The sequence below is a fragment of the Euzebyella marina genome, from assembly GCF_003687485.1.
GTDB classification, from domain to species: Bacteria; Bacteroidota; Bacteroidia; order Flavobacteriales; family Flavobacteriaceae; genus Euzebyella; species Euzebyella marina.
Genome location: NZ_CP032050.1, coordinates 3,518,592 through 3,543,800, shown reverse-complemented (window position 1 = coordinate 3,543,800; position 25,209 = coordinate 3,518,592). Strand labels below are relative to the sequence as shown.

Below are 25,209 nucleotides of genomic sequence, written 5' to 3'. Positions count from 1 at the left end.
TAACTAGGTTAAGATACTAGGGGTAAAAGACAAAAAAGCAGAAATATGAGGTGCCTCTTAAAGCTTATATTTGTAAAAATGGATGTTTAAAAGGTAGCTGAACACAAATGAAGATAATTGTACTTGATGGGTATACGCTGAACCCAGGAGATTTGAATTGGGATGGACTCAAAAATCTAGGAAATCTCAAAGTGTATGATAGATTACCCAACGAAACTGATAAAATTGTGGAAGCTATCAGTGACGCCGCCTATGTCTTTACCAATAAAACGCCATTACCAAAAGAGGTCATTAGAAGGGTGCCCCTTCTAAAATATATCGGTGTATTGGCCACTGGTTTCAATGTGGTCGATGTCGATTATGCCAAACAGCGCGGTATTACCGTTACGAACGTACCCACTTACGGAACACAGGGCGTAGCACAAATGACAATGGCCCTTTTACTGGAAATGTGCCATCATGTAGGCGAACATAATCGAGCCGTTCAAAATGGCGACTGGAGTTCTAGCGATGATTTTTGTTTTTGGAACTATCCCTTAGTCGAACTAGAGGGCAAAACGATGGGCTTGGTCGGCTTCGGAAGTATTGGTCAGGCAACGGCGAAGTTGGCCGCTGCATTCGGCATGAGGGTAATCACGACGGGAAGCAGTAAAACTCCCGAACCGGAAGGCTGCTCATACGTTGATTTTGACCAACTTTTGGCAGAGGCCGATGTAATAAGTTTACACTGCCCACTGACTGATGAGACCAAGGGCTTGATCAATGAGAACTCGATACAAAAAATGAAAGATGGGGTCATGTTTATCAATACATCTCGTGGGCCGTTGGTTGTTGAAGAAGATTTAAAAAACGCCCTTGTTAGCAAGAAAATAAGCTATGCCGCAGTTGATGTAGCCTCCAGTGAGCCTTTGAATGCCGATAATCCGTTATTGGGGCTTGATAATTGTATCATCACTCCGCACATCGCCTGGGCCTCGCAAGCAGCTCGTAAGCGTTTGATGCAAACCGCCGTATCGAATTTAGAAGCTTTCTTGGCAGGAAAACCTGAAAATGTAGTTAACCCCTAATAGTTTTAGAATGGAACAAAAAAAGGAGTCACTAACCAGAAGAAAGTTTTTAATTAAATCAGGCCTGGCAACGGCAGCGACGCCTTTGATCCCGTTTTCCGTTAGGGGAGAGGAGCCCCTCATTGCCACAGATGAATCTTCTTTCGAATTTGTCTTCATGACCGACATACACATCAAACCTGAAATGAATGCCCCTAAGGGGTTTCAAATGGCTATTGATAAAACCAATGAACTGAATCCTGATTTTGTAATTACGGGAGGAGATTTGGTCTATGATGTTATGCGTGGTGACTACGAAAAAAGCGATGCACTTTTTAAGCTATATACCCAAATGGCAAAAGGATTTAAAATGCCGGTTTATAACTGTATAGGTAACCACGACCTTTTTGGTATTTATGAAGAGAGCCCTGAAGACGAAACGCATCCTGATTATAAATATGGTATGTGGCAGCGCTATTTTGGCGAAACCTATTATGCTTTTGACCATAAGGGTTGGCATTTCATTACCCTGAACTCTTTAGATGTTACCGATAATAAGAGGTACAAGGGTTCTTTTCACCAAGACCAACTGGCTTGGTTAAGAAATCATCTTAATGCTATTGATACCAAAATACCAATTGTCATTACCACGCATATACCTATGCTCTGTACTTTTTCACAGTTAAATGGCAAAGAAGGCACGAGAACGGCAAATAATGCCTTCGAGGTTTTTGACATTTTTAAAGAGCATAATTTAAAGTTGGTTTTACAGGGACATATACATTGGAAGGAGTATGGTTTTGTAAATGACCGTGTTCATTTTTTGACCGGTGGTTCGATTGCCGGAAACGGATGGAAAGGGAGAAGGCACAATACCAAAGAAGGTTTCATGAAGATAAAGGTTAATGGCGAAGATTTCTCATGGGATTATATTGATCACGGTTGGGAAGCCGAACGTATGAAACTGGGCGTTGGTGTTCAAGAATAGTAGTGGGCCTTATTTGAGATTCGCTAACATGAACCTTTTTACATTTTCACCCAAAATGGCCCTCATTTCGTTCTCGCTAAAACCCTGTGCCATTAGTTCTTCTACCAGAAGGGGCATTCCCGTAACATCAAAAGGCATGGTAGCACTTCCATCATAATCGGAGCCTAAAGCAATACAGTCAATACCGGCAATACTTTTTACATGCTTCATGGCATCAACAATACCTTGAATTTCAGGAGAACTCACGGCGCCCTTAAAAAATGCGATGCCTATCAATCCTCCGTTCCTAGCAATCTTTTTTATATGTTCGTCAGAAAGGTTTCTCGAATTGTTCATGGTACCTTTCACACCTGTATGGGAAACAATTAACGGTCTATCGGTCATCGAAAGAATATCGTCTATCATGGCCGGCGCAGCATGTGCCAAGTCTATGAACATGCCCAGCTCATTCATACGATTGATTACCTGACGGCCAAAATCGGTCAGCCCTTCTTCTGAAATACCATGTGCTGAACCGCCCAATTCGTTATCAAAAAAATGGGTAGGCCCCAGCATTCGTAGGCCTTCTTCATATAACTTATCCAGATTTTGAAGATTTCCCTCAAGGCAATGACCTCCTTCGACACCGAGAAAGCCGCCAACCGTTCTTCTATCGTTTTTCCGCTGATTTAGAAGATGCTCGAAGTCTTTTTGGTTTTTGACCAAGATAAAATTACCCTCAAAATCGTCGACATATTCCCGTAGTTTTTGACACTGGTATTCGGCCCTTTTAAAAAGGCTGTTCCAGTTACTCAAAGGTTTTCCCTGTACTATATTGAGCAAAGTAATGTTATCAAAAGAATCGCTAGAATTTTTTGAAAAGTTTTGCCCCGCAGGTGATTTGGTAACTATAGTAAAAGCCTGCAAGGCCATATTCGCATCTTGCATTCTCGGGAAATCAACATGACCGACATCGTTTTTCTTGGTCAAATCCCTACTCCACAAAAGGGCATCACAATGCAGGTCTGAAACAAAATCCAAAGAATTATAAAATTCAAGGGCTTCGTTAGAAATGGTATAGGGTGGTTCTTGTTGGGTCTGGTTATGCTTTTTATCCAGCACCTTGGGCACAATAGTAATGACCGCGATATAGATTAGGGTTAAAACCAAAATTACAATGAGAACTGTTTTCTTTTTCATTTGATTTATGCGGGTTACTTCTGTTGAAACTGACTATTTTTCTTATGATTTATAGTTCAATACGTAAAATAGGAAGATTCACATTCTATGAATTCAACGGGAATGTCTGTTATGAAATCACGCATCCATTTGGCCGCAAACTCCATTCCCGCTTCCTCAGAATTGATATGCCCCAAGAAAACGATGGCTTTGTTTCGGCCTTGCAAAACGGCATCCCTTACATATTCATAAGTTTCCCATTGTGGAACCTCCCCGGCAATCACCACATCAACATCGTTCTTTCTTAATTGTGAAATATGTGCATCGGTACCTGAAGCACCTGGTATAAAGGCCACATTCGTTAGTGGCATATCTTTGTTTCCCACCACGTGAAAAGCATTATCAGGAAAGGTCTTTTTCAGTTGAATCAAAAGTTCATTGAGCGTAGTCTGAGGAAATTCAAACTGGTAATAATTGCCATCTTGAATGTTTTCTTGCCAACCTAGGCGTTCGATTATGCCCGACATTATAGCATCGGGCCGAATGCGATGCACATAATCGTGAAATCGCCATACCACTAAGCCGTTATCTAAAATGAACTTCTTTTTTTCTTCAAAAACGGGGTCACCCTGAAATTTATCGGTACTATCTAAATGATTATAATAAAGAGGCTCGTGGGCAATGATAAGGTTGCAATTTTTGGCGACCGCTTTTCTGAGCACATCCATAGTCGCAAACATACAGGTAACAACGCCTTTAACAGTGGTTTCGGGGTCTCCCTCTTTTACTATATCGACCGTGTTGTTTACGGTTGCGGCTTCCGTTTCGGTGATAATCGTTTGAATCGTTTCCTCTGCGGAAACTTTTTCTTGACAGTACATCAGCAAAGGAGAAAGCAGAATGATGAATATTTTGGTGGGTGATTTCATCGGCATAGATTTTTAAGGTTATACTTTTTACTATTTGTTGATGAAGTGCATTTTTAGAAAATCGATGAACACATCGTTATCGCTGGGCAGCGAGCCGTGACCTCCGGCGTGCATATAATAGCCCAAGTCTTTTAAAATCGGTTTTTCTGCCGCGGGCCAAGTTTTTGTTTGCAGCCCTTCGGCACCCAACAATTCGTAAACGGGCTCTACGGCTACGGCAGCATCAAATTCTCCTTTGGGGTCTGACCAATAATCGGTATCGCCGGTCTGTAACATGAGCGGGCGAGGGGCAATCAGTGACAGGAGCATATGGCTATCGATAGGGGAGCTATTAGGATCAAAACTATATTTGGCCCGTCTTCCACTAAATTGATAGAAATAGCGGTTGGGGTGCACCATGTGGTGAATTGTTTCCCCGTATTGCCGTCTTGAAATAGCTGCACCGCCTTCACCTGAACAGCTGGCTATGACCATGCCGAACCTTTGATCAATGGCTCCGGCCCACAAGACGGTTTTTCCAAGTCTTGAAATGCCATATAAAGCTACTTTTTTGCTATCTATGTGATCATTGGTCACCAGATAGTCCATAGCATAACTAAGGCCCCACGACCAAGCCGAAATTGTTCCCCATTCATTTGGTGCCGGATAATCTTCGCCTTCTTCTAAATAATGGCCCCTAATACCATTCTTAAATCCCGCGGGATAGTCGGGTTCGATATCGCCATAATAAATGGTCGCGACCCCAATACCGTTATCTAAGAACTTCTCTACATCAAAGGGTTTAAAGGCCCTTCCTTGAGAAGCAGGGACTCTTTCCCCTTCACGGGTCCACATCATACCCTCTTTGAGTTCAGGGTCATCTACCGCGTTGGAGTTGGGAGAAAATCCGATTTTCAGGAGTAAGGGAACGGGTCCTTTGCTCTTTTTTGGAAGATAGATTAAAAGATCGGCTTTTATTTTCGTGGTATCTTCCGTAAAAAACAGTCTCACTTGAGTTCTTGATGCCTTGTTATTAAAGGCCGAACCATCATTCTCAAAAACGTTAAAGTTTAATTTGGGTTTTTCAGGAAATAGGCCAAACTGTTCAGTTTTGAACAGGCTCAGTATCTCTGGTCTTCTTTTGTTGAACCACTCTTCACGACTAGTAATCTTATCACCGTTCTCTGAGATGAGAAGTTCAGGCAATTGATAATCGGGAACGTTATTTTCATCATAATTGATAGCAATACCGGCTACTTTTTTGTTCAAGTCTTGCGCGTTTGCGAATGATGTAATCGACATTAGGTAAGCAAAAGCCCAAAAGGCCTTTCTGTGAAAAAATGACATGAAATGAAAGTTTGATTTCTTGAAAGTTACCATATAATTTGATTGATAAGTTAGGGGATGTACATATTTTCAAGAATTGCCACAGACGGACTTTCACTAAGCCATCTCTTGCTAAGACCTGTGGTATCGCCTTTGGCCAAAAAATAGACAAATGATCCCAAGGCCAGATCAACATCACCATCGCCATCGATATCTCCGGCATCCATTACCAGCCACCTACCGTTACTGGCTTTTGGGAAAGATTGGGCACTAAAATTTAGGTTGCCTTTATTCTCGAGATACACAAAACTTTCTTCCGGCCTATTGGCATAATCAGGAAAGAAAGAAATTGCTGCTATATCTAAATCTCCATCCTTATCAAAATCAATTGGTAGCGCGTTATAAGCCCCGTTCATTCTAAAAAAATAGGCTTGATCAAAATTCATTTCGCCGTCGTTCAGGTATATGTACACTCCATGATAGTCTTTTAAGATGGGGGTTTTGTCGGCATTATCACCACATACATAAAGTAGGTCATCGAAACCATCACCATTAAAATCAATGTATTCAAAATTTTGACTACCGTTCAACGGTGAAAATTGTAACCATCTCTTTTCTTGAAAATTGCCGTTACCTTGGTTTTCGAAACAATAGATGCCTTCCTCGCCCTGTGCCATGAGGCAAATTATATCCAGCTTCCCATCTTTATTGACATCTTTAATGACCGATTTAATAGCACCGGATGCTTTTTTAATAACCTTTGGTTGCCATTGGTTCTCTCGGTTTTCGTACAGAACAAGCTGACCAGTGTGGTCACCGTACTCGCAAATGACCATATCTTCTTGACCATTGCCCGTTAGGTCACCGTAGGCCATATGTACGGGTCGTTGTAAACCTTTTAGAATAGAAGTTAACCGTACTTGAGCCGAATCGTCACCTATGTTTGATAAGCCTTGAAGTGTGCCTTTTGACAAATCGTTCGGAAATATATTTTTACCCACACTCAATAATTGAGAAGAATCTCCTTTTTGTTCCCATTGAATGGGCGTATTGAAAGTAAGTATGTTTTTTTGCAATTGTTGCTGGGCATCTAAGAAAGAAAGTACGTTACTTTTTGGTTTGCCATCGGCAAAGAGAACGCCTTCTTGGTTTGGTCTAATTTTCACCATGGTGGTCATGGGTGGGCGGTGGCCAAATTCAACTTCTCGATATTCGAACTGTTTTAGATTGAGGTCTATACTTTCGTTATAGACAGGCGAGGGTACCTTCTCCGGTGCGTTTTGAGTGTAAAATTCTTCAAGTTTTCTCCAATCTTCTTGAGCAATAATCGGATGCTCAGGATAAATATGGGCCTGCTTCACAACTTTTGCATTTTCAGCATTCCCAAAAATACTATCGTTGAGCACGCCATTCGTGTAGAGACCCAATCGCTGTGCCATGGCCGGTAGAACATCTTCTTTCCAGATATTTTTTGGTAGCATTTCAGGGGAAACATAACTATGGCACGAGGCACAATGTATTTGAGCCAATTCACTACCGGTTAACTGCGTTGCCTTTGGCTCGGCTGTGTCAACCTTTTTCGGTTTTGAATTTGATTGGCAGCCGGCCAAAGACCATATAATGATGCTATAGGTAAATAGTTTTCGCATTTCTATTTAGGTCGTTCCTAAAGATAGGCCAACCGAAGGAAGTACCATAACGTTTATTTGATTCCGTAAATGGGGCCGTAAGCACTGCACGCCCTATAATCTTGACCTTCTTTGTCTTCACCGAACGATGACCAAAGTGCAGGTCTGAAGATTTTTTCTTCTGCTACGTTGTGCATGTTCACCGGAATTCTCAACATCGAAGCCAAGGTGATTAAGTCGGCCCCGATATGGCCATAACTGATGGCCCCATGATTTGCTCCCCAATTGGCCATTACGCTGTACACATCTTTAAAGGCACCTTTGCCCGTAATAATTGGTGCGAACCAAGTGGTAGGCCACGTAGGGTTGGTACGCTCATCGAGTAATTTATGTACTCCGTCTTCCAAAACTACCGTATGACCCTCGGCAATCTGTAAGACCGGGCCTATACCCTTTACCAAATTGATACGGCACATAGTAACCGGCATTTCACCGTCGGTCTTGAATTGAGAGGAATAGCCGCCACCTCTAAAATATTCTTTGACCGCTTGAGGCCATTGGGTCGCTTTCAAACAATTATCAACCTCATCTGTGGTAATATCCCAAAAAGGTTTCATGACCGGGTTACCAGCTAAATCTTTTTGTTGGGCCGTAGCGTCTAACGTAGTCGACCCCGAATTGATAAGGTGAATGATTCCATTTTTGGCTTTTCCTTGAAGGCTTTTTCCGGTGGCCCTCAGAACCGATTCCGGACTCCAATAGGTTCTTACGTCGGAAAATATTTGGGCAGTATTCGTTAATAGATGGCCAAAAAGCATTGAAACACCGTTAAGACTGTCATTTTCTGTTGCGACCATAAATGCCTGTCTTATCCCGTTCCAATCGAAAGAAGAATTCAATATTGCTTCTGAGAAATCTCCGTTGGGCATATGGTCTGTCCATTGCCTTTGCCCTTGAAAACCAGATATGATGGCATTTCTTCCAAAAGACTCCTCACCAAACCCCATTTGCTTCAGTTTGGGGTTCCCGATCATTAAATCTCGAATGATTAGGGTCATTTTTACAACGGTCTCCCATTCCCATTTTTTTCTTTCGGCACTGCCTTTTAAATCTTCTCTGTTATAGTCTTTTCCCTCTTTACAATTTTCGATGGTCCATTCATATGCCTTCTTAAATTCATCCTCATCAAAAATATTTTCCTGAATTCGTCTGTTCACTTCACTTTGGTCAACAAATTCGGTTCGCATACCTAAATAGTCATGAAAGAACCCTTGGTCGACCATCGAACCCACAATACCCATTGAAGAATAACCGACGGATAAGTATGACTTGCCTTTCATTTGTGCTACTGCAAGGGCCGCCTTCACAAAACGAAGAATTTTTTCCTGAACATCTTGGTGTATTTCGGTATCGTTGGCGTCTTGCACTTCTTTTCCGTAAATACTGAAGGCAGGTAGGCCTTTTTGAGCATAACCCGCCAATGCCGCTGCCAAATAAACGGCGCCAGGTCTTTCGGTTCCGTTGAAGCCCCAAATAGCCTTGATCGTATTGGGGTCGGCATCCATCACTTCGGTACCATAACACCAAGCAGGGGTTACGGTAAGGCTCACGGCAACCCCCTCACGCTCAAATTTGTCTGCACACATGGCAGCTTCGGCAACCCCGCCGATGGTGGTATCAGCAATGATACAACTGATTCCTTCCCCACTGGGAAATCTAAGATTGTCTTCGATTAACTTGGCGGCGTTCTTCGCCATTGCCATGCATTGCTTTTCAAGAGATTCGCGTACGCCTCTTTCACGACCGTCGATTACAGGTCTGATACCCACTTTTGGTAATCGACCTATGAGCCTGTTCCCCATTATTTAAGTTTTAATAGTTGTGTTAAACTGAGTAAATATTGACTGATTATGTAAAAATAGAGGTAATCAAATAAGAGCGAGGTTAATATAATATAGCTTTTTAACAAGATACTTTCAAGGTCATAAGAGGTATGTTTTTAGTTTTGTTCTTACCACTTCTTATTCCTATTGTAAAAATGACTACCCACATCATATTTGACATGAACGGAGTGATCACCGATGACGAACATTGTCATGAAATGGCGACCAAAGAAGCTTTTGGTACGTTGGGTCTAAATGTCTCTCCTGATATCTATAGAACATATTGCTTAGGAAGAACAGATGTAGCAGCTTTTACCGATTTGTTCAATGACTTTGCCATTAAGCAAGTTGATATATTGAGTACCATAGAAAAGAAAACAGAAATCTACTTGGGGCTTGTCGAGGAGAATTTGAAAATTTATCCGGGAGTTGTCGAGTGCATACAAAGGCTTTCGAGTTCTTACACGTTGGCTTTGACAACAAGTTCTACAAGGGTTGAAGTGAGTTCAACTTTAGGTTTGACGGGTTTGACCGATACATTTGATGTGATTCTAACCGCAGAAAATGTCTCCAAGGGCAAGCCGGATCCCGAACCGTATTTGTTGACCCTGCAAGAATTGAAGGCCAAAGCGAGTGAGTGCATGGTCATAGAAGATTCAGAAAACGGGATTAAATCGGCTAAGGCGGCAGGAATTAGATGTTTGGCCATACCGAATACTGAGACAATCGATAAATTAGCCCTTGCCGATGGAATATTTCACAACTATAGTGAATTGACCAAAGAACTATTTGACTCTCTTTAAAATCTGTCAAAGAATTTGAAACTTAAAGTTTGGCAGGATCAAGAACCACATATTTAACGGTTTTCCGATTCCAGGTATAAACGATGTGCACTAAGCCATCCTTCGCCTGTATGACCGTAGGATATGAGTACTCTTCTCTCTCTTTATCTGTAGATTCCCTTAAAGGTTCAAGGTCTAGAACACGCTTCCATTCTTTTCCATCTGTAGAGATACCTATACTTAATGGAACTCTGTCGCCCCAATTTTTTCCATTAGGGTTGTAAACCAGAAGATGCCTTCCATCTAAAAGACTTACCCCATCAATACCGGAATTGGGGTTAGGTAGTTTCGTGGCTTCCATGTCGCTCCAGGTCTTTCCATAATCAGATGACCAATTTTCTGTAACCACTTCGTTTTTCGTTCTGCTCAACAGCTGTAATCGACCTTGACCATGATTAAAGATTACCGGTTGAATTGCACCAAATTTTAAGGGATTATTCAGTGGTGGAGTACTTGCCCATGTTTTCAATGAATCACTACTACTCTCTACATGTATCGTCCAATCTCCAGACGTAGTCTCTGTGCTTGAAGGCGACAACACATCGCCGTTTTCTAATGTAATCGGTTGGTTTTTGATGGGCCCTAATATACCTTCTGCTAACCTGATCGGCTCTGACCAAGAGGCTCCGTCATCTTCGGAAGTCATGTAAAGTCCCCACCATTCTTGAGGGCTAGGCCCTACTTTGTAATATAGGTAAAGCGGTCCATTTTTTTGCTTAAACAGAACTGGGTTCCAACAGGCGTATCTCGTAACCCCATCAGGCTGCAATCCATTGACAACCTCGATAGGCGTTGACCAATGATCATTAGTTTTTCTAGAGACCCAAATACCGACATCTTTATTTTTTTCTTTGGTGCCGCCAAACCACGAAGCAACAACGGTTCCGTTGCTTTTCTCAACAGTAGAGGCATGGGCTTCGAGGGTCGGTGCATTTTCCAAGCCGTAAATGAACTCTTGCATTATTACTGATTCATGTTCGATAGGCTGGTCTTCAGGTAGTTCAAAAGGTTTTTCTTTACATGATGAGGCCAAGGCCACAAGTGTGAGTATTATAAGTAAGCGCATGTGGTTAATTGATAAGTATTAAAGAATTTTTGGGTTTGATTTATTTCTTTGAGGTTTTAAACCTTTCCATGATTTCTAGCCAGTTGGTAAAGATGATTCCCTCTTTCTCAAAGAAATTGATTAATTGGGGGTCGGCGAACATTTCAGATTCCCATACTCTTTGTTGCCATGAGTTAGTGATACCTTTTAAATTTTCGGTCTGGACCGAAGGATGAAAAATGATTTCGGTGAGCCCGGGATTCAATGAGTTGACCAATTTTTTGAAATTATCGATTTTTTCTTCATAAGTCTTTGCGTTAGGTGCACTACTGAAGAAATCAAGTTTGGGCAATTGATATTCTTCTATCATTTTAACCACCGAATCATCTAAAGGATAACCTTCTTTTCTAAAACCTGCCAATACTTCCGGATTGGAAATGTCGATGACATTTGCCGGAATTTGATATTCCTGCGCGACTCTTAAAAAAACTTCTACATAACTGGGGTCGGCATATAAAGTACCCATATGGGTATCTATATGATCGGGTCGATGGCCCCAGGAGATGGACTGCTCTATTTGAGCTCGTACTTCTTTTTCGACTTCTTCCGCAGAGGCATGTTGAACTACTTGAATGACTTTGTGCCACATATGGTCGGTTTCGTCTAATAGTCCCGAAACCTCTTCTTTGGCAGTCACCGTACCCCATCGATGGGTTTTCCATTCGCTGGTAAGTGTGAGATGCAGGCCAATATCTGTTTTCGGATTTTCAATGGCCCAAGCAATAAACTCTTTGGCATTCGGGCACGGAACCATAACCGCTGCCGATTGAATATCGCCATCATCAAGTTGATTTTTTGCGGCGATATTGGCTTCAGGACACATACCAATGTCGTCGGCATGAAGAATAAGAACCTTTTTGCCTTTTGGCCAACCTAATTTTTCGGCCCAAGTCATAGTTTCTACATTGGCCTCATTTGACTGGGCCATGGCGACATTTTTATCTTTTTGTTCTTTGCACCCCCATAAAACGGAAGCGCTTAACATACCAAAGACCAGTGATTTATATAATGTGGTGCTCATAACTATACTATTAGAATTTTATAAAACTTCATCATCATCTGCCAGATACATTCGTGTACTTTTGGTATAAGTACCACCATTGATGTCTTTATATTCCAAATCGATATAAAAAGCCTTGAATCCCGTTTTTGGGTAATCAATTTCCTCGCTAACCTCACCATCATCATTTAACTTAATGGGCGTTGAACTCCATTCTTCATCCCTGAAATCACGGTCAGTTGAATCGGCTGTCCATAGAAAGGCATTGGTCAAATTATCGGTTGAAGAAGAGACCGATAAAGTAGCACTTTGCTCTTCGGTATCGATTTTATAATTCAGGTTGTCATATTTCTCTTTAGCCAAGGTTTGCGCCCAAAACCCGCTTAGCGATTTTAGGGCTTCTTCACCACCTCCTAAATTATGTCCGGCGTTCGGCGTATAATGAATATAGTTTTCTCCTGGTATATCGTTGATGTAGTGTTTAATGGCATCAACTGGCCAGTATTCGTCATTGGTGCCTATGAATATCAATTTTGGCATGGTCAGGTCTGCCCTATAAGAGTAGGGGTCTATCATTTGGGTAAGGGCTTGCCCATCGCCCGTGTTGACCGTTTGCGGAATTTCAAGTTTAATATAATCGTTGATTTGAACACTATACTCGTTCCAAGATTCTAAGTGGTAATCGAGGCTCACCGGCATGTTCAGTACATCGATTACCATAGGCGCAATGGCTTCTACACGTTTGTCACTGGCACCGGTCAACCAGGTAGTCCAGCCACGTTTGGAGGCACCCGAAACCGTAAATCTTGAGACTTTCTTCTTAAGCTTTTCTTGACTAAACTCCTGTACTGCATCCATAGCCCGTACGGCGCTCTTTACCATCGGAAAGAGCAGGGGCCAGGTATAATCTTTGTCGTTCTTAAAATTATGTAGGGTAAACGAAATCAATTGGTCTTCTACCAAGTCGCCTTCGTAGAGTGGTTGCATGGGTACCTGTCTGACTATGGCGGTTATAGCCTTGTTCTTCATTGCCATCAAAGCCATAGGCTCCGTTTCACTACCCTCTTTATCCATATTCTTCCATTTGGGTTCTCCATCCTTCAGGTGACCTCCTGTGATAAATAAAAGCGAGCCATCGAATTCAATATTTTCCGGCACAAAAATCGTTAATTGATGTTTCCATGTGTGCTCCCTCCATTTCTGGGAAGTCAAAAGCAAGTCATATGCTTTTACTCCTTGCAGATCAAAACTATCCTTTAAAACCCAAGAAAATGTTTCATCCCCATTTTCTAAATAGCTTTTGAGGGCGTTTTCAGGAGTAACTTCCGCTACCGTTTCTGCTTCCGCGACAGCATCTTTTTTACTCTCTTTACAAGAGTTGATCAGGCCTACACATACAAGGCAGACCAGCCAGAAAGGTGTATTTAAAATCTTTTTCATTCGTTGTTTTGTTTCTGAGGTTTATTGCTATTTTTTATTAAATCAAGTGCTTCATTGACGAAAATATCCCCTGTCATTTCACCAAGACTGGTTCGCGATACATATTGGTACCTTTCAAAACTGTTAAAGTCTTCTTTCGTCAAAATATACCCAAAGGCATCATTCGTCAGACCCAACAAAAAGGTATGTCGGGTGGGCATTTTTCTTTTTAGATAATAACCTATATTGGGCAAAGCTTCACCAGGAATGGTAATCATTTGGGCCGTTCCGAGGTTGATGAGGTTGACGTTGGTGGTCACATATTGCCCATCACCAGAACCCAAGGCTAAAGGCGAATTGGTAAGAATGTATTGCATCATTTCCGATTCTACCGGAAATTGTACTTTTTTAGATGCTATAAAAAGGTCAGGTTGTGTCTGTAATGTTGCTCCCTCTAAAATCCGTAAGGCCTCATCGGCCAATAAATGCCCAATACGTTTACACTCTTCCCAATCATTGACTTCTTTGCCATCTTTCAAACGGTTATCAGCAGTAACCATTCCGCCCTGTGCGCCGTTCATAAAAATTGACATTCCACCGGTTAGTTCTTCGATACGTTTGTTCAGTGGGCCAATGAGGTCTGGGCTCATAATACCTCTTTTGTTTCCAATGACTTCTGGGTGAATGGCGTAGTTTATAAGAGTTGCCAGTATCTTTCCTTTATTTTCTCCTTTAGAGTGTATAGCTTGAATAATTCCGCATCTAGGGTCGTAAAGGTCAGGCGCATAATAGTTATATGATATTTTGCCATTCACTTTCTCATGGCCGATTTTTAGATGAACAGGTTTTAAGTTTTCAAGTGCTTCGTTTATAGCCTCTGCCATTTGTGAAGCACACCAGTCTAGATATTCTAAATCTGCGCTGTGTTCACCATTCTCATCGGGGAAAGCGTAGGCGTCAGGGGCGCTATGAGTATGCGTGGCACCTATCAAGATGTTGTCTGCCGGTATCTGGCTAACAAGTTGTCTTGTTTTATTGCCGAGTGCGGCAGGCCAACCAAGGTTGTCAACGGAAACGATGGCCACTTTAATGTCATTTTTAGCTAGAACCAACGCTCTTACATACAAATCTCCTTTCTTTTCGGTTGTGGCTAGTGCTTTGCCTACGCCCCCCGAAACAGCTATAAGAGGTTCGGGCGTAATCTTTCGTTTAGAGGCACCGGCCATTAAATCTTGAGACCATGAATAGGCCTGGGTCGCAATGCACATGATTAGGACCAACAACAGCCGGTAATTTAAATTTAAAAATTGCTTAACCTTCATTTAAATGTTAAAACATCGATTAAAATGTTAAAATTTAGTATAGGGTGATAATTCTTCATTTTGTAAAAATATGTTTAATAAAATAATTGAATAGATAAGATATTATCAATAATCAACAAAATATTTGCAATTGTTTCAAAGCTAAAAATATAGTTTTGGAGCAGGTATTAGAGAATAATTAACAGTTCTGGATTTTCAGCCCAATCTTCCCTCGATTATAATAACCAACTATCCGCTTGATGAAAATGAAAACTTTTTACCATGAAAAAACTAGCTTATAAATCAATTTATCTAGCTGCTTTGTCCGCTCTTTTTTTCGTGGGTGGATGTGAGACCGATGTCAATACGAACCAAGAGCCTATATCGTTTTCTGCCGATATCTTTAGTTCGGTAAAAGGCAAGAAAGTGGCCTTTCAGGGTTTGACCAATAATGCCGTTAGCTGGTCATGGAATTTTGGTGATGGAGCCTCTAGCAATCAACAAAACCCAGTTCACGTATATTCAGATTCGGGCTACTATACGGCAACTTTAACGGCGACCGATGAAGCGGGAACAACTATTACCAAAGAGGTTCAATTAGCACTTGATATTACCCCGTATGTGCTCTTAACGGGTGGCGCTACTGATGAAGACGGTAAAACTTGGAGACTTTCTAGCGCTCATTCCGATAGCGATTATTTTGGCAATGCAGATGCCGAACTTACCCCATTTGATGGTGCGCCCAATCCATTGCCGGCCGGCATTTTTGGTGCAGGCCTAGGTATGGCAGAAGTATACGAAGATGAATTTACTTTTTATTTCGACGGAAGGTATGAGATGGATCTCAAGGCCGACAATGCGGCGTTCAGTGGTCTGGTTTATCAATTCGTAGCGGATGGGGGAGCCAGCGTGGTCAATGATGGTGGTGCCGATTTCGGTTTGTGTACTGCTAGTTTTTCGCCTGATAACAATGCTACTTTTAGCTATACCGAGGACTCCGTTTTTACGGTTTCTTCAGTCTATGGCGGAACCGTCTCTTTTGAAGGTGTCAGTTCTCTCGATTTTTCCGAATCGGCGTACGTAGGGCTTTTAGATTTTGAGCGGAAAGTTATGATTCAGGAAATCAATGACAATACGATGCGCTTGGTCATGTTTTTGGCAGCTTCTCCTGACTTTATAGGTGTGAATACGAACGCCGTCATCTTGACATTTGAGGTGGTGCCGTAAAAATTTTAAACCATTCCAACTTTATATACAACCAATTCTAGTATCACTATTATGGAAGATTTTTATAAAAAGAATAGGTCACCGTTTTCACAAGGCCGTACATGGCTGTTTCGAATAGTGACGTTAACGGTTTTTCTGTGTGTAGGTGAAATCATGGCTCAGACCGTAACGGGAGCCGTCTCTTCCGCAGAAGATGGTATGCCGCTTCCCGGGGTGACCATTATGGAAAAAGGAACCAATAATGGAGTAACCACTGATTTCGACGGACTTTACAGCATAACCATTCAGTCTGAAAACCCAGTTTTGGAGTTTTCGTACCTCGGATTTGTTTCTCAGGAGGTCGCAGTTTCTGGTAGTTCTACCATTAATGTTTCCTTGGAGACCAATACTGAGGCATTGGATGAGGTAGTAGTAACGGCTTTGGGCATCAAGAGAGAAGATAAATCATTGGGTTATTCCGTAGAGAATGTAGCAGGCGAAGAACTCACCAGAGTGGCCCAAGAAAATGTTTTGAATTCGCTTTCAGGTAAAGTGGCGGGGGTTACTTTAAATAATACTGGCGGCACCGGCTCTTCCGTCAGCATGGTAATCAGGGGGGCCATATCCTTAAGTTCCGATAACCAACCTTTGTTTGTAATCGATGGGGTTCCCGTTGCCAATAGCCTTAATAATATCGGTGGCTTTGGTGATAGAAACCCTGTCGATTATGGTAACGCCATATCCGATTTGGATCCTCAGAGCATTGAGGACGTCTCTATTCTCAAGGGGCCCAGTGCTGCCGCATTATACGGGTCTCGAGCAGGTAACGGGGTCGTGTTGATTACGACGAAAAAAGCGGTCAAAGGTCAGCGAATGAAAGTAAATTTTACATCGAATACCGTTTTCGACATTCCCTATAGATATATTGATACCCAGTCACGTTACGCTTCAGGTTATTTCTCTTACTCAGATGCTTCCGAAGGGGGCAATATTATGCCCGATGTTCTTAACTCGGGTGGTAACGGAGGTCCTGAACTGGATCGCGGTTATTTTGCCGTACAGTGGAATTCCCCTTTAGATGCCAATGGTGTTCCTATTCCCACCGAATTAAAAGGCTATCCCAACAATGTAAAAGAATTTGTTCGAAACGGTATTACTACTACCAATAGTCTTACCGTGAGCAGTAGCAACGAAGTTTTGAATTATCGTTTGGGAGTAACTGCAATGGACAATACCGGGGTTGTTCCCAATTCAGATTTGCAGCGAAATAGTTTCTCTTTATCGGCTTCCTCGAACATGAGCCAGAAATTGACGGTCAGTACCAACGTGAATGTTGTGCACAGTTACGCCGATAATAGACCAGCTTCCAACAGAGGTACGAATCCGCTTCAGGCCGCCTATAGCATTCCTGCTAACGTTAATATACTTGATATCAAAGACTACAAGCTACCGGGAACCGATATCTATAATTTTTCAGCTAATTATGAAAACCCATGGTTCTTGGCCAATGAGGTCAACAATAGCTATTCCCGCTTTCGGGTTTACGGTAATGTGGCCTTGGATTGGAATGCCTTTCCTGGTTTTAACCTTCGCACTAGCTATAACCTGAACAGTTTCAGCCAAACCCAAGAAACTAAAATGGCTCCGGGCTATACCCGTGAAAATAATAACGGAACCTATGGTATCGCAGAAAGTGAAGGCATGGAGACCAATGTTGACTTCTTGGCTTCGTACACCAAAGATTGGAACAAGTTTGACGTGACCGTATCTGCAGGGGGCAATTTAATGTACCAGCGGAATAGAGGTTTGAGCAATTCCGCTTTTTCAAGGGCCGGCCTCATCGTTCCTAATTTGTTTACCGTTGATAATATAGCGCCTACTTCTTTGAACTATTCCAGTTTTACTTCCGAAAGGGCAATTAACAGTGTTTATGCCTTGGCCAACATTGGAGTTTACGATATGCTTTATTTAGATGTTACGGCCCGTAACGACTGGTCAAGTACTCTACCGGTCGATAATCGATCGTATTTCTACCCCTCTGCTTCTTTAAGCTTTTTGGTGAGCGAGTTAGTGACTATACCAAAGGTCGACTTATTGAAACTGCGCGGTGGTTGGGCCCGTGTGGGTAACGATACAAGTCCGTATCAATTGGGCGCTTATTTCAATAATTCCGGTCAATGGGACAATGCCGTTCTCTACAGCGCGCAAGGTGGCTTAAATACACCTGATTTAGAACCTGAGGAAGCTACTTCCCAAGAGTTTGGGTTGGATTTGGCGATGTTTGGAAATCGCTTACGATTTGAGGGTACTTACTATACCGTAGAGAACAAAAATCAGATAGTACCTAACATACCGATACCCGGTTCTTCAGGCTATAACAGCGTTAGCATCAACGCTGGGGTCTTAGAGAGCAAAGGTTTTGAATTGGCCTTGGGCTTTACTCCCGTGCAGAGGGATGATTGGAATTGGGATTTAAATGTGAATTATACCACCAATGAATCTAAAATTCTCGCTCTCGCCGATGGTGTCGATTATATAGAATTCTGGAGTGAGAACAAAAGTGTCTCGCGCGGTTATGTGGCCAACCCCGCAACTGGGGAAGATGGTTTGGTAGGTAATATTTATTCCCCGATGATTAGAAGGGTAACCGATGAGAATTCACCCTATTACAACTACCCTTTATTGGGTCAAGGCGAAGATGCCGAATGGTTGGCAACTGAAGAAAGGGTGAAGGTAGGCAACTATAACCCTGATTTTGTGATGGGCCTTCAATCCAGTCTTTCTTATAAGAATTTTACTTTGAACCTTACTTTTGACTGGCGTTCAGGAGGGCAATACATGTCGCAAACATCCCGATATCTGGTCGAAGATGGCTATGGTCAAACATTGATAGACAATTTGGTCAATCCAGGTATATCTGAATTAGGGCCTGAAATGAAACAATGGGTACTCGATAATGCCGACAGATTGATTTATGGTGAAAACTTTCTTTCCATCGGTGGCCCGCCTGGTGATGGTGGTCTGGCCGAGAGCCTTGGTGGTAGAGTGGTTTACGATGGTATTTTCAATGCCGGTGTGGTCGGAACCCATGATGAGAACGGTAACTTTATTCTTGATTATGAAAATTTGGGTGACGTAGGAACCAATGTCATACCGTTTTCGGTCGGTAACCCTTGGGAGTTTGGTACCCCTCACATGTTCGATGCAGATTATATCAAGCTTCGAGAGATTGCTTTTGGTTACAACATCCCCTCAAAACATTTAGATAGAATAGGTATTGAAGATTTGAATGTTTCGCTCTATAGCAGAAATATCATGCTATGGACAAAAGATTCAGATTTCGGCATTGACCCTGAAAGAGCTTTTCAGGCTGAAACTGGCAGGGACAATCGAGGAACCCAGTTCAAACAGGGTATAGAAAGGTATAACGTAGAACCTTGGTTGGTTCCGATAGGAATCAAAATTGGCCTCACTTTTTAATTGATAAAACTTCACGATGATGTACAGAATAGCGAATAAGGTGGTCATGGGCATGGTAGGCATATGTGCTCTTATTTCATGCCACGGTCTTGAAGAACTGAACGAAAACCCCAATCAAATAGGGTCTGAGAATGTTGATCCCAATCTTTTGCTGCCGACGGTAATCAACGGGGTCGGTAAAAATGTGGTCAACCTTGGCTTTGGCGATATGGCCGGCGTTATGCAACACACACAAAAAGATGGCTGGTCAAGTGGGCACAATGCTTATGACTGGAGCAATGATTCGCATAGTTGGAATGGGTATTACAGCCTGCTTACGAATAATAAAACTATGATTGAAAAGGCGGAAGAGGAAAGTTTGGATTTTCATCATGGGGTAGGCTTGATAATGAAGTCTTACCTGTTCGGAATGATTGCGGATCTCTGGGGTGATGCCCCCTATACAAATGCGCTGAGAGGCGATGAAGGGGCAGAATTTTTTGATGCTGAATTTGATGCCCAACAGACGATTTATCAAGGAATACATTCCGATTTAAAGAAGGCTAATTTATTACTGAGTAATAGTCAAGACAGTTATTTCAGTATTCAGGCTGATCAAGATATTCTGTTTGGCGGTGATGTCGCCAAATGGCGAAAGTTTGCCAATTCATTGCTGCTGCGGTATTACATGCGCCTCTCTGAAAAGGAACCTGCCGTCGCAAGACAAGGTATTGAATTGATAGTTTCTCAGCCGCAGACCTATCCTCTGATTTTACAGGCTGCCGATGATGCCAATATGCCCTACATTGGTAATACTACGAACGATGCTTGGCCGACGAATACCAAATTTGATGCGGATCCCCAAGGTTCATACTTTAGGGTCAAGATGGCCAAAACCTTGGTCGATTTACTTCAAGATTTAGAGGACCCTAGGTTGGGTGTTTGGGCCAACTCAATAGATGTACCCTTAGTTTTAGATGAGGGTGCGCCCGACGGTACCGATTATGTTGATGAAGAGGGAAAGAGACACGTCTCGCAAGATATAGTGGATGCCTATGAAAACACAGTGGGCTTTCCCGTAGACTTTGATAGTTTGTACGTTGGTTTGCCAACGGCCTTGACTTTTGGAGCCTCTTATAATTTGAGTGAAGATGTCAATCAAGGTACGTTGAACCTTCATGTATCGCAACTGAACGATATTTATAAAGAAGCTAGTGGCCCTTTGCTTCAATCGAGACTTATGTCTGCATCGGAGGTCAATTTTATATTGGCGGAAGCCGTAACAAAAGGTTGGATTAGCGGTAGCGCTGAATCTTATTACAATGAAGGTGTCAAGCAATCGTTCGCTGCTTGGCAAATTGATGGGGCTTACGACGACTACATTTCAGGAGAGGCGACTTATGGTGGGGAAGATGATATCATTATTCAAAAGTGGATAGCAAGTTGGTCTGCGGCGACCGAGGCTTGGTTCGATTATAGACGTACCGGCCTGCCAGAATTGACAACGGGGCCAGCTTCAAAAAGAGCGGCGTTGCCCTTAAGGTTTTATTACCATATTGACGAAATCGATAACAACCAAAACTCTGCCCAGGCAATTGATCGGTTAGAACCTACTGAGTTTAAGGGTGATGATGCAAGTAATAACAGTGCATGGTCAAAATTTTGGTTACTACAAGGTACTGGCGAACCCTACTGATTATGAATTGGTTAGGGTGTTTTCGATATAGTGTAAAATTGCCCTTTATGGTTAAGATATAATGTGTTTCCTATAAAATTGTGGTAGTGTGCAAGCCTACTTTGGTCTTACTTTGGCCAAACACTAATCAAGCTTACTATGAAATATCCACTAAGAGGGGTTATTCCCCCGATGGTTACTCCCTTATTGGAAAACCTGCAACTCGATGTTGAAAGTCTCGAGAAACTGATAATGCATTTGTTGAATGGTGGGGTACACGGTATTTTTCTGTTAGGTACCAATGGCGAAGGGCCGAGTTTAGATTATGAGGTAAGAAAACAGCTAATTACCGAGTCTTGTAGAATAATTGCTGGGCGCGTACCGGTTTTGGTCGGTATAACCGATACCTCTTTTTCTGCAGTTATCGAAATGGCCGAACACGCCAAGAAGGAGGGTGCCGATTACCTAGTGTTGGCTCCGCCTTACTATTTTCCTATCTCACAAAGTGAAATGGTCGAATATCTTGAAAAGATAATTCCGCAGGTCGAATTGCCCGTGATCGTTTACGATATTCCTGTATGTACCAAACTCCATCTGTCTTTAGAAACGATTAAAAGTGCCAAAGAAATGGGCGCTTTTGGGGTTAAGGATAGCTCGGGCGACCTTGGCGCCTTGTATACGCTTATAGATGCCTTTAAAAATGAGCAGTTCTCGATTATTGCAGGGGCCGAACTTTTTATGTCAGATGTGCTGATGCATGGCGGACACGGCGTAGTGGCCGGTGGAGCCAATATTTTTCCTAAGCTGTTCGTAGAGCTCTATGAGGCTTCCATCAATAAAGACTTTGATAGTATTACGCTTTTGCGCCAACAAGTGCTTCAACTGCAAAATGAAATTTACGAGATTGACGATTCCCCAACCAAAAGTATTAGGGCCATTAAAAGTGCGCTCTCGCTGATGGACATTTGTTCGGATCACATGGTTCCTCCCTTAAGCGGATTCTGTCCTGAAAAAAAGAAAATTCTCGAGCAGCGTTTGAAGCAATTTGCGATTTAATATTTCCAGGGAACGGACCTAAGTGAAAACAACAATGAAGAATCATAACCTTATTTCCATACTATTTGTGGCCATTTCATTGGCTGTTGCCTGGGCTATTCGTGGTCAGTTTGGCCATGAGCAGGGTGCGGCTTGGGCAGGTGCAATTGGTGGTTCTGCTTTGGTTATAGCTTCAGGTCGTAGGGATTGGTACCAAAAAATGTTGGTGATTGCTTTGGCATCAGCTGTCGGATGGGGTGCGGGCGGTATGATCAGTTATGGTCAGGTAGTTGGCTATGGTCGGTCCGATGACTTTTTCAATGCTTATTACGGCTTGGTCATGCTCTTCGTTATCGGTGGGCTCTTCGGATTATTAGGTGGCGGACTTGTGGGATTGGTTTTGGATTCTACCAAAGAAAAACGTGTCAAATGGGGAAGTTTGATGGCCGAGATGACCGCCGGAGGAATTTTAACCTATTATTTTCTTGTTGAACAAATAGGTTTTAAGATGACACCGCCACGTTCAGAGGCTTGGGCGGTTATTCTGGGAGCCGGTTTGGCCATGATTTGGCATATGGCTCGTGAGGGTCGAAATTCTCCCTTGCGGGTGGCCTTTTTTGCTACATTGGGTGGCGGACTAGGTTTTTCGTTCGGTAATTTTCTTCATGTAGTCGGAAATGTAATGGAGATTCCTTTTAACATGTGGAATGTTATGGAATACTGCATTGGTTTTATGGGAGGTATGGGAATGGCCTACGGAGTTTTTACCTCAAAATGGCCAGAGCAAGAAGCTGGGCATGATAAGTTATGGGTCAACAAGTCGGCGCTCGTTTTTATAGTCGTTTTTATACCCCTGATTGTTTTTAGGGAGTCTCTTGCTTTTGGGCATATGCTAAAACGGTTGGGAGATATTGCCAATGCTGAAAAAGTGGCAAGTATAAGTACCTCGGTAGCGGCAATACTTCTACTAATTATGTCTTTATGGCTGTTTTATAAATTGAAATTTCAAGGGTACAACAAGGTAAAAGCCGGCTGGTTCATGTTTAGCTTGTTGCTAGTATACACCCTAATGAGCTATTTGGTAACGGGCATTTTGGCGGGTAATTCACCTATTAATCAACATCTCTACCTAGCCAATATCATTTTCCTTTTCTTTTTATATCAAAAGAAACTAAAACTTATCGATAGTGGTTCGTTAGAAAAACTTCCTCAAAAATGGGGGGTGGTAATTTTAACGACATTACTTTTTCTAGCCCTTTGTGCATTTATTGCCATTAATACCCATGGCGAATTGCCAGGATCTAATAATCGTTTCTGAAGCTATCGAAAATTCTTTCTGTAATCAGATGGTGTTTTTCCCATGCTTGCCTTGAAGTAGTGGTTAAAGTTGGCCAGGTTGTTATATCCACTTTCAAAACAGATTTGCGTGATTTGTTTATCAGTTTCGGCCAACAGCTTGGCAGCGATACCTACACGCACGTTTTTTACATACTCCATAAAAGTAAGGCCGGTCTTCTTTTTAAAGAAACGACAAAATGAGCTCGGCGCCATATTGAGAACATCGGCGGCATCTTCTAATTTTATGCCTTCCTGTATATTCTGAAATACGTATTCGTAGACCTTATTGACCTTCTCAATGTTTTTTGAGAATACAGAAGATTTGTTCATAGGGTTGGCCAGAATTTCACGCTCCTCAACCTTCAAGAGGTAACTGAAAACCTTCAATAGTCCTATAAAATAATCCAAGCCTTCGCTAGTAGAAAGCTCTCTTAAGGCCTCATGAATTTCTTGGTCATTTTCGGTCTTGAAGCGTACGCCTCGATTGGCCACCTTTAGTAGATTGACTACTTTTTCCAATTCCGGAATCTTGAAAAAGTTAGAATCCGCCACATTTTCCGAAAAGTGTGTAACGATGCAGGTAGCAGCTTGATCTTTTTCTGAATCTAGCAATTCCCAACAATGGGGTAGTTCAGGGCCAAGTAAAACCAAGTCGCCCTTTTCAAAGTTAGATATGTTGTCGCCCACTATTCTCCTGCCTTCGCCGGAGGTGATATAATTAAGTTCAAAGTTCTTATGCGAGTGAATTCTGGCGTTTGAAGACAGGGGAAGTTCCCTCGAAATGAAAGAATGGTTATTAGGAACGTATATTTTCTCGAAAACGAATTCCATATATAAACATATTTAACTCTTCTTATCAATATTACATAATTATTTCGAAATAGGGGTTAATATTATATATGATTTGTGTAAAATAATTGTGGTAGGAATATTCTTTATCGATTTTCTTTGTAAGACGTAAAATTGATATATGAAATTACACTTAAGGGGTATAATTCCTCCTATGGTAACCCCTTTAAAAGCTGATGGAAGCTTAGATGAAGAAGGGCTAAAAAACCTGATAGAACATCTAATAAATGGTGGGGTACACGGCATATTTTTATTGGGTACCAATGGTGAGGCGACAAGTCTGACCCATGATATGAGAAAGAACCTGATATCAAAAGCATGCCACTATATTGACAACAGGGTGCCCGTATTGGTAGGCATATCAGATACCGTATTAGAAGATTGTATAACCATGAGCGATTATGCAAAACAATGTGGCGCAGATGCTGTAGTTGTGGCACCGCCATATTACCTACCCATTTCGGAAGAAGAATTTCTCGATTTCATGCTGGAGTTGGTACCCCGATTATCACTACCATTCGTATTGTATAACATGCCCAGTTGTACTAAATTACATCTATCGGTCGATACGGTGGAGAAAATCAAAAGTCTAGGAGCTATAGGGATCAAAGATAGTTCCGGTAATCTAGGATACCTTCATGAATTAATTGAACGGTTTAAAGAGTCTCCCGATTTTGCAATTATTGCAGGCACCGAGTCTTTCTTATCGAGTAACATACTTCACGGTGGGCATGGCGCTGTTGCAGGTGGGGCTAATTTTTTTCCTAAATTATTCGTCGATCTTTATAATGCATCCATCAATGGTGAACTGTTGATGATCGAACAGTTGAACGAAGAGGTCAATAGGCTTTACGAAACTATCTATAATGTAGGTGCCCATAGTTCAAAAATTACAAAAGGCACCAAATGCGCCTTGGCGGTCATGAATATTTGTGAAGATCATATGGCACTACCATTAAAAAAGTTTAACGAAATTGAACGACATAAAATAGAGACTTACGTACAGCAGTTTCAACAGACCTTGGCAACTTAAATACACATAA

19 protein-coding genes are annotated in these 25,209 nt (G+C 42.1%); 9 read left to right on the top strand and 10 right to left on the bottom strand.

Annotated elements, in window-relative coordinates:
- Nucleotides 1-107 precede the first annotated feature (107 nt).
- Nucleotides 108-1,067 (top strand): D-2-hydroxyacid dehydrogenase, encoded by a 960-nt coding sequence (locus D1013_RS15160; protein WP_121849633.1) that lies wholly within the window; start codon nt 108-110, stop codon nt 1,065-1,067.
- 10 nt (nt 1,068-1,077) lie between these two features.
- Nucleotides 1,078-2,034, top strand: a complete 957-nt coding sequence (locus D1013_RS15155; RefSeq protein WP_121849632.1) for a metallophosphoesterase family protein — start codon at nt 1,078-1,080, stop codon at nt 2,032-2,034.
- A gap of 9 nt (nt 2,035-2,043) precedes the next feature.
- Here the strand turns inward: D1013_RS15155 and D1013_RS15150 are convergent, their stop codons facing one another.
- Genes D1013_RS15150 through D1013_RS15130 form a run of 5 tightly spaced genes read right to left on the bottom strand, consistent with a single transcriptional unit; the run spans nt 2,044 to nt 8,916 of the window.
- Nucleotides 2,044-3,213 carry a dipeptidase gene (locus D1013_RS15150; RefSeq protein WP_121849631.1) on the bottom strand — a complete coding sequence of 390 codons (1,170 nt, stop codon included), beginning with the start codon at nt 3,211-3,213 and terminating at the stop codon, nt 2,044-2,046.
- A 56-nt stretch (nt 3,214-3,269) separates the two neighbouring features.
- Nucleotides 3,270-4,121: a Nif3-like dinuclear metal center hexameric protein gene (locus D1013_RS15145; protein WP_162987921.1), complete on the bottom strand. Its 852-nt coding sequence runs from the start codon at nt 4,119-4,121 to the stop codon at nt 3,270-3,272.
- A 30-nt stretch (nt 4,122-4,151) separates the two neighbouring features.
- The gene (locus tag D1013_RS15140; RefSeq protein WP_121849629.1) at nt 4,152-5,447 is read right to left on the bottom strand and encodes a glucuronyl esterase domain-containing protein; all 1,296 of its coding nucleotides are present in this window, start codon (nt 5,445-5,447) and stop codon (nt 4,152-4,154) included.
- 50 nt (nt 5,448-5,497) lie between these two features.
- Nucleotides 5,498-7,075, bottom strand: coding sequence for an FG-GAP repeat domain-containing protein (locus D1013_RS15135; protein WP_121849628.1), 1,578 nt, complete (start codon nt 7,073-7,075; stop codon nt 5,498-5,500).
- Between the two features lie 53 nt (nt 7,076-7,128).
- Nucleotides 7,129-8,916: an L-fucose isomerase gene (locus tag D1013_RS15130; protein ID WP_121849627.1), complete on the bottom strand. Its 1,788-nt coding sequence runs from the start codon at nt 8,914-8,916 to the stop codon at nt 7,129-7,131.
- Between the two features lie 131 nt (nt 8,917-9,047).
- Here D1013_RS15130 and D1013_RS15125 point away from each other — a divergent pair, with 131 nt between their 5' ends.
- The gene (locus D1013_RS15125) at nt 9,048-9,740 is read left to right on the top strand and encodes an HAD family hydrolase (protein ID WP_121849626.1); all 693 of its coding nucleotides are present in this window, start codon (nt 9,048-9,050) and stop codon (nt 9,738-9,740) included.
- Nucleotides 9,741-9,762: 22 nt separating this feature from the next.
- Here D1013_RS15125 and D1013_RS15120 read toward each other — a convergent pair whose 3' ends face one another.
- From D1013_RS15120 to D1013_RS15105, 4 genes are read right to left on the bottom strand one after another with little or no spacing between them, the layout of a single operon-like run.
- The gene (locus D1013_RS15120) at nt 9,763-10,845 is read right to left on the bottom strand and encodes a sialidase family protein (protein ID WP_205601253.1); all 1,083 of its coding nucleotides are present in this window, start codon (nt 10,843-10,845) and stop codon (nt 9,763-9,765) included.
- 40 nt (nt 10,846-10,885) lie between these two features.
- Nucleotides 10,886-11,905 (bottom strand): polysaccharide deacetylase family protein, encoded by a 1,020-nt coding sequence (locus tag D1013_RS15115; protein WP_205601252.1) that lies wholly within the window; start codon nt 11,903-11,905, stop codon nt 10,886-10,888.
- 18 nt (nt 11,906-11,923) lie between these two features.
- Nucleotides 11,924-13,324: a PhoPQ-activated pathogenicity-related family protein gene (locus D1013_RS15110; RefSeq protein ID WP_121849623.1), complete on the bottom strand. Its 1,401-nt coding sequence runs from the start codon at nt 13,322-13,324 to the stop codon at nt 11,924-11,926.
- Nucleotides 13,321-14,571 (bottom strand): hypothetical protein, encoded by a 1,251-nt coding sequence (locus tag D1013_RS15105; RefSeq protein WP_121849622.1) that lies wholly within the window; start codon nt 14,569-14,571, stop codon nt 13,321-13,323. Before D1013_RS15105 ends, D1013_RS15110 begins: the two co-directional genes overlap by 4 nt.
- A 315-nt stretch (nt 14,572-14,886) precedes the next feature.
- On the opposite strand from D1013_RS15105, the gene D1013_RS15100 reads away from it, so the two are divergent.
- The 5 genes from D1013_RS15100 (at nt 14,887) to D1013_RS15080 (ending at nt 23,297) form a co-directional block, all read left to right on the top strand.
- A complete protein-coding gene (locus D1013_RS15100) occupies nt 14,887-15,831 on the top strand; it encodes a PKD domain-containing protein (RefSeq protein ID WP_121849621.1) in 945 nt (314 codons plus the stop codon).
- A gap of 51 nt (nt 15,832-15,882) precedes the next feature.
- Nucleotides 15,883-19,290 carry a SusC/RagA family TonB-linked outer membrane protein gene (locus D1013_RS15095; RefSeq protein ID WP_205601251.1) on the top strand — a complete coding sequence of 1,136 codons (3,408 nt, stop codon included), beginning with the start codon at nt 15,883-15,885 and terminating at the stop codon, nt 19,288-19,290.
- Between the two features lie 16 nt (nt 19,291-19,306).
- On the top strand, nt 19,307-20,965 hold the full coding sequence (locus tag D1013_RS15090) for a SusD/RagB family nutrient-binding outer membrane lipoprotein (RefSeq protein ID WP_205601250.1): 1,659 nt from the start codon (nt 19,307-19,309) through the stop codon (nt 20,963-20,965).
- 138 nt (nt 20,966-21,103) lie between these two features.
- On the top strand, nt 21,104-22,000 hold the full coding sequence (locus tag D1013_RS15085; protein WP_121849619.1) for a dihydrodipicolinate synthase family protein: 897 nt from the start codon (nt 21,104-21,106) through the stop codon (nt 21,998-22,000).
- A 34-nt stretch (nt 22,001-22,034) separates the two neighbouring features.
- Nucleotides 22,035-23,297, top strand: coding sequence for a hypothetical protein (locus D1013_RS15080; protein WP_121849618.1), 1,263 nt, complete (start codon nt 22,035-22,037; stop codon nt 23,295-23,297).
- Nucleotides 23,298-23,299: 2 nt separating this feature from the next.
- Here the strand turns inward: D1013_RS15080 and D1013_RS15075 are convergent, their stop codons facing one another.
- Nucleotides 23,300-24,148 (bottom strand): AraC family transcriptional regulator, encoded by an 849-nt coding sequence (locus D1013_RS15075; RefSeq protein WP_121849617.1) that lies wholly within the window; start codon nt 24,146-24,148, stop codon nt 23,300-23,302.
- A gap of 139 nt (nt 24,149-24,287) precedes the next feature.
- Between D1013_RS15075 and D1013_RS15070 the strand changes: the two genes are divergently transcribed.
- A complete protein-coding gene (locus tag D1013_RS15070) occupies nt 24,288-25,199 on the top strand; it encodes a dihydrodipicolinate synthase family protein (RefSeq protein WP_121849616.1) in 912 nt (303 codons plus the stop codon).
- Nucleotides 25,200-25,209 lie beyond the last annotated feature (10 nt).